The sequence below is a fragment of the Sphingopyxis sp. BE235 genome (genome assembly GCF_031457175.1).
Taxonomy (GTDB): Bacteria; Pseudomonadota; Alphaproteobacteria; order Sphingomonadales; family Sphingomonadaceae; genus Sphingopyxis.
In genome coordinates this window covers 74,453-87,722 of the sequence record NZ_JAVDWC010000002.1, presented here as the reverse complement: position 1 = coordinate 87,722, position 13,270 = coordinate 74,453, and the positions used below count along the sequence as shown (strand labels likewise).

At 64.9% G+C, this 13,270-nt stretch carries 12 protein-coding genes; 3 read left to right on the top strand and 9 right to left on the bottom strand.

Annotated elements, in window-relative coordinates:
- Nucleotides 1-125 precede the first annotated feature (125 nt).
- From rplA to J2X38_RS07535, 7 genes are all read right to left on the bottom strand, one after another.
- Nucleotides 126-824 (bottom strand): 50S ribosomal protein L1, encoded by a 699-nt coding sequence (rplA, locus tag J2X38_RS07565; RefSeq protein WP_037516057.1) that lies wholly within the window; start codon nt 822-824, stop codon nt 126-128.
- Nucleotides 825-828: 4 nt separating this feature from the next.
- Nucleotides 829-1,260 carry a 50S ribosomal protein L11 gene (gene rplK / locus J2X38_RS07560; protein ID WP_058539477.1) on the bottom strand — a complete coding sequence of 144 codons (432 nt, stop codon included), beginning with the start codon at nt 1,258-1,260 and terminating at the stop codon, nt 829-831.
- A 273-nt stretch (nt 1,261-1,533) separates the two neighbouring features.
- Nucleotides 1,534-2,463 (bottom strand): acyl-CoA thioesterase domain-containing protein, encoded by a 930-nt coding sequence (locus J2X38_RS07555; protein ID WP_310252849.1) that lies wholly within the window; start codon nt 2,461-2,463, stop codon nt 1,534-1,536.
- 51 nt (nt 2,464-2,514) lie between these two features.
- Nucleotides 2,515-3,051, bottom strand: coding sequence for a transcription termination/antitermination protein NusG (gene nusG / locus J2X38_RS07550; protein ID WP_037516051.1), 537 nt, complete (start codon nt 3,049-3,051; stop codon nt 2,515-2,517).
- Between the two features lie 34 nt (nt 3,052-3,085).
- Entirely contained in the window at nt 3,086-3,283 is a 198-nt protein-coding gene (gene secE, locus J2X38_RS07545; protein WP_037516049.1) for a preprotein translocase subunit SecE, read from the bottom strand.
- 436 nt (nt 3,284-3,719) lie between these two features.
- The gene (locus J2X38_RS07540; protein WP_310252846.1) at nt 3,720-5,051 is read right to left on the bottom strand and encodes an MFS transporter; all 1,332 of its coding nucleotides are present in this window, start codon (nt 5,049-5,051) and stop codon (nt 3,720-3,722) included.
- A gap of 84 nt (nt 5,052-5,135) precedes the next feature.
- Nucleotides 5,136-5,741, bottom strand: a complete 606-nt coding sequence (locus tag J2X38_RS07535) for a TetR/AcrR family transcriptional regulator (RefSeq protein ID WP_058539475.1) — start codon at nt 5,739-5,741, stop codon at nt 5,136-5,138.
- 141 nt (nt 5,742-5,882) lie between these two features.
- Here J2X38_RS07535 and J2X38_RS07530 point away from each other — a divergent pair, with 141 nt between their 5' ends.
- The 3 genes from J2X38_RS07530 to J2X38_RS07520 are packed head-to-tail and all read left to right on the top strand — an operon-like array spanning nt 5,883 to nt 11,601.
- Nucleotides 5,883-7,037, top strand: coding sequence for an efflux RND transporter periplasmic adaptor subunit (locus tag J2X38_RS07530; protein ID WP_058539474.1), 1,155 nt, complete (start codon nt 5,883-5,885; stop codon nt 7,035-7,037).
- Between the two features lie 6 nt (nt 7,038-7,043).
- Nucleotides 7,044-10,208 carry an efflux RND transporter permease subunit gene (locus J2X38_RS07525; protein WP_310252843.1) on the top strand — a complete coding sequence of 1,055 codons (3,165 nt, stop codon included), beginning with the start codon at nt 7,044-7,046 and terminating at the stop codon, nt 10,206-10,208.
- Nucleotides 10,201-11,601 carry an efflux transporter outer membrane subunit gene (locus J2X38_RS07520; protein WP_310252841.1) on the top strand — a complete coding sequence of 467 codons (1,401 nt, stop codon included), beginning with the start codon at nt 10,201-10,203 and terminating at the stop codon, nt 11,599-11,601. The genes J2X38_RS07525 and J2X38_RS07520 overlap by 8 nt, the downstream gene beginning before the upstream one ends.
- Before the next feature lie 18 nt (nt 11,602-11,619).
- Here the strand turns inward: J2X38_RS07520 and J2X38_RS07515 are convergent, their stop codons facing one another.
- Nucleotides 11,620-12,528 (bottom strand): SDR family NAD(P)-dependent oxidoreductase, encoded by a 909-nt coding sequence (locus tag J2X38_RS07515; RefSeq protein WP_310252839.1) that lies wholly within the window; start codon nt 12,526-12,528, stop codon nt 11,620-11,622.
- A gap of 77 nt (nt 12,529-12,605) precedes the next feature.
- Complete coding sequence (locus J2X38_RS07510; protein WP_156419741.1) at nt 12,606-13,226, bottom strand: TetR/AcrR family transcriptional regulator; 621 nt, start codon at nt 13,224-13,226, stop codon at nt 12,606-12,608.
- Nucleotides 13,227-13,270 lie beyond the last annotated feature (44 nt).

Genomic DNA, 13,270 nt, shown 5'->3' with positions numbered 1-13,270 from the left:
TCTGGGTCCCCGCTTTCGCGGGGATGACGAAGTAAGGAAGGGGCGGCGTCCGCTTCCCCCAAATCCGCGCATAAGAAAAGGGCCGGAGTTTCCCCCGGCCCTTCCCTAATTCGTTAGCGCTTCGATCAGGCGCCGGTCACGTCGGCCGTATCGACCTTCACGCCCGGGCCCATCGACGACGACAGCGCGATCTTGCGAACGTACTTGCCCTTCGCGCCGGCCGGCTTGGCCTTGACGATCGCGTCGACGAAGGCGTCGAAGTTCTGGCGGAGCTTTTCCTCGCCGAACGACAGCTTGCCGAGGCCGGCGTGGATGATGCCGACCTTTTCGACGCGGAATTCGATCTGTCCGCCCTTGGCGGCCTTCACGGCTTCGGCGACGTTCGGGGTCACGGTGCCCAGCTTCGGGTTCGGCATCAGGCCCTTCGGACCCAGCGTCTTGCCGAGGCGGCCGACGATGCCCATCATGTCCGGCGTCGCGATGACGCGGCCATAGTCGAGGTTACCCGCGAGCATATCTTCCATCAGGTCTTCGGCACCGACCTTGTCGGCGCCGGCGGCCAGCGCCTTGTCGGCATTGTCGCCGCGCGCGAACACGGCAACCTTGACGTCCTTGCCGGTACCGGCGGGCAGCGTCACGACGCCGCGGACCATCTGGTCGGCGTGGCGCGGATCGACGCCGAGGTTCATCGCAATTTCGAGCGTTTCGTCGAACTTGGCCGAGGCCAGCTCGCGAACGGTCTTCAGCGCTTCGTCGACGGTGTGCAGCTTGAGGCTGTCAACCTTGCCCTCGAGGGCCTTCTGCTTCTTGGTCAGCTTTGCCATCGGTTCAGCCCTCCGTCACTTCGAGGCCCATCGAGCGCGCGCTGCCCTCGATGATCTTCGTTGCCTGTTCGATGTCGTTCGCGTTGAGATCCTTCATCTTGATCTCGGCGATTTCGGCGAGCTTCGAGCGCGCGATCTTGCCACCGCTGATCTTGCCGGGCTCCTTCGAACCCGCCTTCAGGTTCGCGGCCTTCTTGATCAGATAGGTTGCCGGGGGCGTCTTGGTGACGAAGGTGAAGCTCTTGTCAGCGAACACGGTGATGATGGTCGGGGTCGGGGTGCCCTTTTCCATGGAATCGGTCGCGGCGTTGAACGCCTTGCAGAATTCCATGATGTTCACGCCGCGCTGACCCAATGCCGGCCCGAGCGGCGGCGACGGGTTGGCGGTGCCGGCGGGCACCTGCAGCTTGATGTAGCCGCTAATCTTCTTAGCCATGATGGCCTCCTGTCTTTCTGTCGGCCCGCCGTTTCCGGCGAACCTCAAAATTAGCGGTCAAGCAGAAGGGCATCACCCCTTCCTCCCGCGCGGAATCACGCCCTTATCTGACGCGAAGCGGCGCCCCTACTCCGGCGTGGGCAAAAATGCAAGAGCGGCAGCCAGTCGATTCGAGAATTCGGCGGAAAACTGCCTAACTTCACGCGCAAATCGCTTTTTCCGCCGACCGGTATCACCATCATCGAAGCACAGCGGCGCAAAATAGGACAGCGCTTATTCGGCCGCCGGATCGTAGCGGATCAGCCCTTCCTGCACCGCCGAGGCGATCAGCGTGCCATCGCGGCGATAGATGCGCCCGCGGTTGATCCCGCGCCCGCCGCCGCTCCAGTCGCTGTCCATGACATAGACGAACCATTCATCGACGCGGATCTCATCGTGGAACCACATCGCGTGGTCGAGGCTGGTCGAGAACAGGCCGGGCGTGTCCCACGTCATTCCGTGCGGCATCAGCGTCGTCGAGAGCAGCCCCATGTCGGAGGCATAGGCGAGCAGCGCGCGGTGGATCAGCGGATCGTCGCCGACGGGCGAAGAAATGCGGAACCATTCGTACTGCATCGTCGCCTTTTCGGACGGCGGCGGACGGAAAGCGCGGACCTCGAACGGGTGCATGCGCGCCATATGCTCGATGCGCCGATCGCTGATCTTGGGATCGACCGCGATGAAATCGGCGAAGTCCCAGCATTCCTCTGGCGGCAATATGCCCGTCATCGGAATCTGGTGCGACAGGCCTTTCTCGGGCGCCTGGAACGAGGCGGTGAGGTTGAAGATGACCTTGCCATCCTGGCGCACGACGACGCGGCGGTTGGCAAAGCTGCGCCCGTCGAAGTCGCGGTGGACGCGGAAATGCAGCGGCTTCGCCTCGTCGCCGCCGCGCAGGAAATAGGCATGGAGCGAATGGACGGACTTGCCGGGATCGACGGTGCGCGCCGCGGCGACCATCGCCTGCGCGATCACCTGCCCGCCAAAGATGCGCTGGCGGCGCGGCTTGGTGAAGGCGGGGTAAGTGAATTCGTCAGGCTCGTCCGCCGCTTCGAGGTCGAAGAGATGGACGATATGCCGGACGAGCCGCTCGCGATCGACGCTGGCGTAGATTTCGCGCGCATGGTCGGCACGAGCCTGCATCTCTTCGGGAGTGAGGCTCATGGCGGGTTCCATTCAGCGGGTTTCGCGCGCGCCCAAAGGCGCGCCGCGATATTATTTGAAGCGTTCGACCTGTTCGAAGTCGAGTTCGACCGGGGTGGCGCGACCGAAGATCGACACCGACACCTTGACGCGTGCCTTTTCGAAATCGAGTTCCTCGACCAGCCCGTTGAAGCTGGCGAAGGGACCGTCGAGCACCTTGACCTGATCGCCGATTTCGTAATCGACGCGGATTTCCTGCTTCGGACGGGCCGCGGCTTCTTCCTTGCTGTTCAGGATGCGCGCGGCTTCGGCTTCGCTGATCGCCTGCGGCTTGCCCATCGAGCCGAGGAAGCCCGTGACCTTCGGCGTGTTCTTGACGAGGTGATAGACATCGTCGGTCATCGTCAGCTTGGCGAGGACGTAGCCCGGGAAGAATTTACGCTCGGCCTGAACCTTCTTGCCGCGCTTCACCTCGGTGACGGTTTCGACCGGCACTTCGACCGCTTCGACGAAATCGGTCAGGCCCATGCGTTCGGCTTCGGAAAGCACCGAATCGCGAACCTTGTTCTCGAAACCCGAATAGGCGTGAATGATGTACCAGCGCGCCATGTGTATCCGTATCCTGTCCCTGTAACCGCGGGCGTTAGCGCGCGAGCGACGTCAGCCAGCTGACGATCGCGTTGAAAACCGTGTCGACGCCGAAAAAGAACAGCGAAAGGATCGTCGTCATGATCAGCACCATGATCGTCGTCTGTACCGTTTCGCGGCTGGTGGGCCACACGATCTTGCGGGCTTCGGCGCGTACCTGATTGATGAACTCAGCCGGGCTGGTCTTCGCCATGTCGATCGTCCTGTCTTTTTACGTCAATGATCCGGGCCAGATGGGTTGCCGCCCCCCACGCGTCAAGCGCGCTTGGGGCAATAGTCCGCCCACCCTCCCCGAGCGTGTCGGCGAAAGGCGGAAGGAAAACGGCGCATCTGTCCGAATGAAAGCGGCCTTTACTTGCGCGCTGCGGCGATTGCAAGTGCGGGGTCAGGACCCGCTAATTGCGCGGTCGAGGTTTGCGGCGATTTTGTTCAGGGCAAGGAAGCGAGGCGCAGGCATATGAATATATTCCAAGGCGCGCTGACGCGGTCATGGACAAAATCGGTCAAATCCCGAAGGGACGCCGAAATGGCTTCGATATCGCCTCCGCGCGGCCTTGCAGATGGAACCACCATCCGCGGCGGCCACGCGAAGACGATATCTTCGCCATTTCGACGCCTCGACCGCGCAATTAGCGGGTCCTGACCCCAGGGCGGGACAGCGCGCGCTGCATCCAGAGCAGCAGCCCCGCCATGACAATCCAGCTGAGTGTCGGCTGGAGTGCGAACAGCAAGTGCAGTTCGCGCGCGGCGGCCTTCCCGTTCTGCGGATCGAAGCCGACGAGGTCGAGCAGAAGGTAGCTGACCGCGATCGCGGCGGCGACGCCGAATTTCTGCATCAGGTTCAACAGCGCGAAGAGAAAGGCCGACCGGTTGCGGCCGCAGCGGGCGGCATCCCGCGGGATCAGGTCGGCGAGCATCGAGTAAGTGAAGAGCAATCCGACGAACCCCGTCCCGAGCATCAGCGAGAAACCGACGGCCTGCGCGAGGCCCTGCGGTTGCTGGAACAAGGTCGCAACGAGCAGGCTGGAGATCAGGAGCCCCATCGCGATCATCATCGGCGGCTTGCCGAAGCGGCGCGCCAGAAAGGTCCACACGGGCGACGCGAAGGCCCCGCCGATGAAGCTGGCAAAGAGCAGCACCGCGCTCTGCGCGTCGAGATCGAGCACCGCGGCGGCGAAGAAGACGAACAGCGAGGTCAGCGACCCGAAGGCGAAACTGTTGAGGAACTGCACGGCGAGCAGCAGCATCAGCGGCGGGAAGGACAAGGACGCGCGGATCTCGTGCCGCCAGCCGATCCCGGGTTCGGCCACGACCGCACGCAGCGGCACGCGGCGGATCGCAAAGAGCGCGATCGGCGCCATGAGCAGGAAAAGGCTGGCATAGGCCATGATCCGCCCCTGCAGGCTGAGCCCCGGGATCAGGAGCTGTGCCGCCGCGGGGGCCGCAAAGGCGAGGATCAGCGCGACCTTCGCGAACCAGTCGCGCATCCCATAAAGAAGCGCGCTGTCGGCGGGCGTGCGCACCAGTGCCGACCCCCACGACAATTGCGCAACCTCGTAGATGCTGTAGCTCGAATAAAAGAGCACCATCATCAGGAAGAGCGCCGCGAAGGGCAGCCGGTCGCCGACAGTCACCAATGCGAGCAGCAGCAGCGCCAGCGGCACGATCGCGAGCAGCATCCAGCGCCGGTGCGCGCCGAGCCCGGTGCGCACGCGATCGATCATCGTGCCGATGAGCGGATCGACGGCGCCGTCCCAGATCGTGGTCAGCGAGAAGAGCAGCCCGACGAGCGCCACCGAAATCACGCCGCCCTCGGCAATATATGGCGGCAGGTAGACGCTGAATGGCAAGCCCAGCATAACCGTCGGCCCTGCCGTCGCGGCGTAGGCGGCAACCGTCCGCGGGCGCAACGCCGGGGCTTCGTCGGCGCGGGCGGCCGAAGGCAGGGCAGTACTGGCCAATGCGCGATGCTCCCGAAACAGGAGCCGGCACGCTTTCAGTTATTGACAGTCATGTCAACAGGTCGCGAGGCGCGCAAGCCCGCACTAACGGATGTTGAAATGGGTCAGGAAAGGCTGGAGCCGCCAGTCGATTTCTTCCGGGTCGAGCCATTCGTCCTCGATCCCCATCAGCGTGCTGAGCATCGAATCGCCGACGACGATATCGAAAAACAGCCGCGCGGCCGCCTCCGGACGGTCGATGTCGGCCTTGCCGGTCGCCGCCCATTCCGCGAACAGCTCGATCAGTTCCTCGAGCGCGGGCACGTGCAGGTCGCGGTAAATCTGCATCGCGAACTCATGGTCGCGCAAACTCTCGGATATCAGCATGCGCATCAAGGCCACGGCATGCGGCGATTCCATCAGCTCGCTTTGGCGGTGTGCGTAGCTCTTCAGAATTTCGACGGTCGACAGTCCCCGGGTCGCGTCGTCATCGAGCGACCGCAGCATCGCCTCGTCGCACCAGCGCGTCGCGATCGCGCGAAGCAGCCCCTGCTTGTTGCCGAACAATTCATAGAGCGTCGCGAGCGAGCCGCCCGAGCGCTTGACGATTTCGGCGAGGCTCGTGCGCTCATACCCCTGTTCGAGGAACAACGCCTCGGCGGCATCGAGGATCGCGCCTTGCCGCCGTTCGCGTGGTGATAGCCTATCCATTTGACATAAGGCCGATTCCGACATGCTCATTTTTTATCCCCCTCCCTTGCGCTTTTTTGTAATTTAAATTACATGGCGCTTCAACGCAAGCTTTCGCGTATAAACAAATCCCGCACAACTGCGATTTTTTCAGGGGTCCATATGAGTCGCGTACGTCCTCTTGCAAGCGCCGCCGGCGCTGCGCTGGCGCTTTTGCTTGCCTCCTGCTCGTCCGAAGCGCCGCCGGCACCGCCGCCGCCCGAAGTCAATATCGTGACGGTCAGCACCCAAGCGGTGCCGAACGTCATCGAGTTGCCCGGTCGTGTCCAGGCGTATCGCACCTCCGAAGTGCGCGCGCGCGTCAATGGCATCGTCGAGCGTCGCCTGTTCAACGAAGGCAGCTATGTCCGTGCCGGGACCCCGCTGTTCCGGATCGACCCGCGCGAATTGATCGCGACCTCCAATGCGGCGCGCGCCCAGCTTGCCCGCGCGCAGGCCACGGCGGCGAACGCGCGGCAGGTGGTCGGCCGCTATCAGCCGCTGCTCGCCGACCAGGCGATCGGCAAGCAGGAATATGACGCCGCGGTCGCCGCGCAGCGCACCGCCGAGGCCGATGTGCAGCAGGCGCAGGCCAATCTGGAATCGGCGCGCCTGAACCTAGGCTATGCGTCGGTCGCGGCGCCGATTTCGGGACGCGCGCGGCGCGCCGAAGTCACCGAGGGCGCGCTCGTCAGCGCGGCCTCGGGCACGCTGCTGACGACGATCGAACAGATCGACCGCGTCTATGTCAATTTCGGGCAGTCGAGTTCGGACCTGCTCGCGACGCGCCGCGAGATGGGCTCGGGCAAGGTGAGCGCGCCGCAACTCGAGCGCGTCGAAGTCCAGCTGATCCTCGAGGATGGCACCGCCTTTCCGGTCGTCGGCCATCTCGACTTCCTCGACCTGTCGATCGACGAGGCGACGGGCACCGCCGCGCTGCGCGCCGAATTCCCGAACCCGAATGCGGCGCTGCTGCCCGGCCAGTTCGTGCGTGCGCGCATCTTTGCGGGCAACCGTGCCGACGGCGTGCTGATCCCCCAGCGCGCGGTCAAGCTGGCGGCCGACAATGCCAGCGTGATGGTGCTCGATGCCAAGAATATCGCGACCCCGCGCCCGGTGAAGCTCGGCACGATGGTCGCGGGCCAGTGGGCGATCCTCGACGGGCTGAAACCCGGCGACCGGGTGATCGTCGACGGACTGCAAAAGGTGCAGCCGGGGCAGCCGGTGCGCGTTGCGCAGCCGAAGGGAACGGCCTCGACCCCCGCGGCGAAGCGCTGACCTGACATGACACCCCGCTTCTTCATCGACCGGCCCATCTTTTCCTGGGTCATCGCCATCGGCATCCTGTTGTCGGGCATCATCGCGCTGCGCGGGCTTCCCGTGGAGCAATATCCGTCGGTGGCGCCGCCATCGCTGACCATCGGCGTCACCTATCCGGGTGCCGACGCCAAAACGCTCGAACAGAATGTCACGCAGGTCATCGAGCAGGAACTCAACGGGGTCGAGGGCTTCCTCTACATGGCCTCGACCAGCGAATCGAACGGCACAGCGTCGATTAACCTGACTTTCGAGGCGGGGACCGACATCGACAATGCGCAGATGGAAGTACAGAACCGCCTGCGCCGCGTCGAGCAGCGCCTGCCCGAGGATGTGCGCCGTCAGGGCATTTCGGTCACCGAAGCCAATTCGGGCTTCCTGCTGATCGTCGCGATCACCTCGAAGAGCGGCAACACCGACCCGATGGAGGTCAACAACTTCGCCAACACGCGCGTGCTCGACGAGCTGCGGCGTGTGAACGGCGTCGGCAACGTCCAGGCTTTTGCGCCCGAATATGCGATGCGCATCTGGCTCGACCCGCAAAAGCTCGCGTCGTATAATCTCTCCGCCGCCGAAGCGCTGGGCGCGGTGCAGGAGCAGAACAGCCAGACCCCGGGCGGCCAGCTCGGCGACCAGCCGATCGCCAAGGGCGCGCAGCTCAACGCCGTGATCACGACGCAGGGCCGCTTTACCAAGCCCGAACAGTTCGAAAGCATCATCCTGCGCGCCAATCCCGACGGGTCGGCGGTCACGCTCGGCGATGTCGGCCGCGTCGAACTGGGCGCGGCGAGCTATCTCTTTTCGTCCGAACTCAACGGCAAGCCGATGGCCGGCCTCGCGGTCCAGCTGACCCCCGGCGCCAACGCACTGTCGACCGCCCAGGGCATTCGCGACCGGATGGCCGAGCTGTCGAAGGGCTTCCCGCCCGACATCACCTGGTCGATCCCCTACGACACGACACCCTTCATCAGCCTGTCGATCGAAGAGGTGGTGAAGACGCTGGGCGAAGCGATGCTGCTCGTCTTCCTCGTCATGTTCCTGTTCCTCCAGAACTGGCGCGCGACCGTCATCCCCACCGTCGTCGTTCCGATCGCGCTCGCGGGCGCATGCCTCGGCCTGTGGATGTTCGGTTTCTCGATCAACGTGCTGACCCTGTTCGGCATGGTGCTCGCGATCGGCATCCTCGTCGATGACGCGATCGTCGTGATCGAGAATGTCGAGCGCATCATGAACGAGGAGCATCTGTCGCCCTATGACGCGACGGTGAAGGCGATGAGCCAGATCACCTCGGCGATCGTCGGCATCACGCTCGTGCTGATCGCGGTATTCATCCCGATGGCGTTCTTCCCCGGGTCGACCGGCGGCATTTATCGCCAATTCTCGATGACGCTCGCGATCTCGATCGCCTTCTCGGCGCTCCTCGCGCTGACGCTGACGCCTGCGCTGTGCGCGACGCTGCTGAAGCCGCACGACAAGACCGAGCGCAAGGGCCGCATCGGGGCATTCTTCGACCGCTTTTTTGGCCGTTTCAACGAATGGTTCGGGCGCACGACCGACCGCTATCAGGGCGGCGTCGGCAAGATGCTGGCGACGCCGCTACGCTGGCTCGGCGTGTTCGCCCTGATGGTCGCGATCACCGCATTGCTCTTCACGCGCCTGCCGGGATCGTTCCTGCCGCAGGAAGACCAGGGCTATCTGGTGACCGTGATCCAGGCGCCCCCGGGCGCGACGACGCAGCGCACCAACGAGGCGACGAAGCAGGTGAAGGCATTTTTCGCCGAGCAGCCGCAGGTCGCCAATGTCGTGACGGTGAACGGCTTCAGCTTCTTTGGGCAGGGACAGGCGAACGCGATCATGTTCACGCCGCTGAAGCCTTGGGAAGAACGCAAGGGCGACGGAGACAGCGCCGACGCGATCGCGGGCAAGGCGATGGGCACCTACGCGAACATCAAGGAAGCCTTTGCCTTCTCGCTGAGCCCGCCGTCGATCCCCGAACTCGGTACGTCGAGCGGCTTCACCTTCAAGCTGCAGGACCGCGGCGGCAACGGGCGCGATGCGCTGATCGCCGCGCGCAACCAGATGCTCGGCGGCGCGATGCAGAGCAAGCTGCTCGCCAACGTCCGCCCCGAGGGTCAGGAGGACGCGCCCGTGCTGAAGGTCGACATCGACCGCATTCAGGCACGCGCGCTCGGCCTGTCGATCGGCGACGTCAACGCGACGCTCGCGATCAGCTTCGGCAGCGCCTACGCCAACGACTTCACCCGCGAAGGCCGCGTGCTGCGCGTGCTGCTCCAGGCCGATGCCGCGAGCCGCATGACCCCGCAGGACGTCCTCGACCTGCGCGTGCGCAGCGCGAACGGCGACATGGTGCCTTTCGGATCGTTCAGCACCGCCGAATGGTCGGCCGAAGCCCCGCAGCTCCAGCGTTATAACGGCTATCCCGCAATGACGATTTCGGGCGAGCCCGCGCCCGGCCAGTCGACCGGCGAGGCGATGGCCGAGATGGAGCGGCTGGCGCAGACGCTGCCCGCCGGCTTCTCCTTCGAATGGACCGGCATTTCCTATGAAGAGAAGCAGTCGGCGGGCCAGATCGGCATGCTGCTCGGCCTGTCGCTCGTCGTCGTCTTCCTGCTGCTCGCGGCGCTTTACGAAAGCTGGTCGGTGCCCGTCGCGGTGCTGCTCGTGGTGCCGCTCGGCGTGCTCGGCGCGGTGCTCTTCTCGATGCTGCGCGGGCTGTCGGCCGACATTTACTTCAACGTCGGCCTGATCACGATCATCGGGCTCGCGGCGAAGAATGCGATCCTGATCGTCGAGTTCGCGATCGAGCAGGAGGCCGAGGGCAAATCGACGCTCGACGCGGTGATGGAAGCGGTCAAGCTGCGCCTGCGGCCGATCATCATGACCAGCCTCGCCTTCATCCTGGGCATGGTGCCGCTCGTCATCGCGAGCGGAGCCGGTGCCGCCAGCCGCATCGCGGTCGGATCGGGCGTGATGGGCGGGATGATCGCGGCGACCTTGCTCGGCATCTTCTTCATCCCGCTTTTCTATCTCTCGGTGCGCAAGTGGATCAGCCGCAAGCGGCCGCCCGCACCCGCCGAAAAAGGACATCATGAGGAACCCGGTCATGCGTAACCTGATCGCGCTGCTCGCAGCGACGACGCTCGCCGGATGCGTCAATATGGCGCCCAAGCACGAGCGTCCGGCGCTGCCCACGGCACCCGCCTATCCGGCCGAGTTCGCGGGCGATGTGACGCTCGGGCAGCGGGCGACCGAGGTCAGCTGGCAGGACTTCTTTGCCGATCCGCAACTCGAAGTGCTGATCGCGCAGGCGACCCTGCGCAACCGCGACCTCGCCGTCGCGGTCGCGCAGATCGAGGAAGCGCGCGGGCTGTACCGCATCCAGGACGCCGACCGCCTGCCGACCGTCGGCGCCAGCGCCGCCGCGACACGCACGCGCGGCGCCTCGTTGACCGGACCCGGGACCGACACGACCAATCGCTATTCGGTCGGCGTCGGCGTGACCTCGTTCGAGCTCGATTTCTGGGGGCGCGTCAAGAATCTGTCCGAAGCCGCGCGTAGCCAATATCTCGCGACCGAGGCGGCCGAGCGCGCCTTCCGCCTCGCGCTGGTGCGCGACGTTGCCTCGACCTATTTCGCATCGCGCGGTGCCGAGGAGCAGATCAAGCTCGCCGAAGCCACGGTGACGAGCCGCAAGGAAGGGTTGCGGATCGCGAAGCGCCGCCTCGACGCGGGGGTGACCTCGGCGCTCGACTATCGCCAGTCCGAAACGCTGCTGACGCAGGCCGAGACGCAGCTTGCGAGCCTGAAGCTCGGCAAGGCGCAGGCCGACAATTTCCTCGCCGTGCTGACCGGCGGACCGGTGACCGGCCCCCTGCCCGCGCCGCTGCCGCTCGTCGCGCAGAGCCAGTCGCCGACACTGACCGCGGGGCTGCCGTCGGACCTGCTCGTCGCGCGGCCCGATGTCGTCGCCGCCGAAGAGCGGCTGCGCGCCGCGCGCGCCAATGTCGGCGCCGCGCGCGCCGCCTTCTTCCCGTCGATCTCGCTGACCGGCAACCTTGGCTTCGCCTCGGGTTCGCTCGACAACCTGTTCAGTAACGATGGGTTCGGCTGGAGCTTTGGCCCGTCGATCAGCCTGCCGATCTTCGATTTCGGGCGCAACAAAGGCAATTTGACCGTCGCCGAGGCGCGCGAAAATATCGCCGTCGCGACCTATGAGCGCACCGTGCAGGGCGCATTCCGCGAAGTCGCCGACGCGCTCGCCGGGCGACGTTATCTGGCCGACCAGGTCGAGGCGCAGGAACGCGGCACGCTCGCGCAGCGGCGGATCGCCGACCTCGCGCGCAAGCGGTATCGCGAAGGCGTGTCGACCTACCTCGAGGTGCTCGACGCCGAACGCAATCTGTTCGCCGCCGAACAGGCGCTGATCGAGCTGAGGCGCGCGCAGGTCGACAATCTGGTGACGCTGTATGTCGCGCTGGGCGGCGGGTTGGTCGAGCGTCGCTGAACCGCGACGCTCGAACCTTTACCGGGCGATTGCCAACGCGGGCAGGCCCGATCCCGCGCTCGCCAGTTCGCGTTCGGCCTGCTTGAAACCGTAAGCCGGAACGATCGCGTCGGCACGGGCGGACACATCGGACCAGCGCGCGACGAGCTGCTCGCCCGCATCTTCCGCCGCGCCGACATAGTGCCCATTCGACAAGGTCACATCGGCCGTGGCGAAATGCCCCGCCCCCGCGCAAAGGATCGCGCGGGTCGGCGCGTCCTCGCCGACAAGCGCGAGCAGCCCGGGGCTGACGAGCGCAGGATCGAGCAGTTCGAGGCTGGCGTCGGCAAGCACGCCGTGCGTCATTTGCGTCGCTGCCGTGGGCGCGAGGCTGTTGACGCGGATGCCATATTTCTCGCCCTCGATCGCCAGCGTCTGCATCAGGCCGACGAGCGCCATCTTGGCGGCGCCATAATTCGCCTGCCCGAAATTGCCCCACAGGCCCGACGACGAGGTCGTCATCACGATGCGGCCATATTGCTGCGCGCGCATCATTTCCCACACCGCCTTGCAACAGATAGCGGCGCCCATCAGGTGCACGTCGACGACCAATCGGAAATCGTCGATGCTCATCTTGGCGAAGCTCTTGTCGCGCAGGATGCCCGCGTTGTTGACGAGAATGTCGATGCGTCCCCACGCGCCCTGCGTCTCGTGAACCATCGCACCCACCGCGGCCTCGTCGGTCACCGAAGCCGCTATCGCCAGCGCCTCGCCGCCATTCGCGAGGATTTCGGAGACAACCTGCTCGGCAGCGGCGATCGCGAGGTCATTCACGACGACGCGCGCGCCCTGTTTGGCGAGGTAGAGCGCATGCGTGCGGCCCAATCCGCCCCCGGCACCGGTGACGATCGCGACCCGGCCGTGCAGCGGCAATTTGTCATGTCCCATATCAATCTCCATTCACTCTCTAGTGAGTTAATATATTGAGCAAGCGAAAGGCGAAAGGAGCGAGTCCGTCCTTCCGCCTAAGCCTTTTTCTTGCAGATTTGCAGGAAGCCCGCCGCCATGAACGAAGCCATGCGCGCCTTGATCGCTTCGAAATCCTCGGACTTGCAGACGCCGCCCGACAGCTTGTCGATGCGCCCGGTGCGCGCGAGCGTGACCATCAGCGCGCCGGTGACGAAATGATAGCCCCAGAAAATGTCTTCTTCGGCACAATCGGGCAGCGCGCGCTTCAGAAGGTCGATCAGGCGGAGCACGACAGGGTCGAAATGGCTGTCCATCAGCTCGGCGCCCCATTCGGGGGTGTTGGCGACCTGCGCGCCGAGCGCGCCGTAATTCTTCCAGCCCTCACCGCCGTGGATATAAAGATCGAGGTCGGTGTCGAGGAAGGCATGGAGCGCGCCCTCGACCGTCGGCTTGCCGCCCGTCGCGCGGTCATATTCGTCGAGCACCTGCATTCGCCTGGTGCTCGTCACCACCGCGCGGCGCGCGAAGACGGCGTCGAACAGCTTCCTCTTGTCCTCGAAATAATAGTTGAGCAGCGTGTGGTGTACGCCGACGCGCTTCGCGACATCCTTGAGCGTGACGCCGTGCAGCCCGTGCTTCGAAAAGAGATACTCGGCTTCGTCGAGGATCTGTTCCATCGTCTCGGCGCGCTGTTCGGCCTTGGTCGATCGCCGACGCGTTT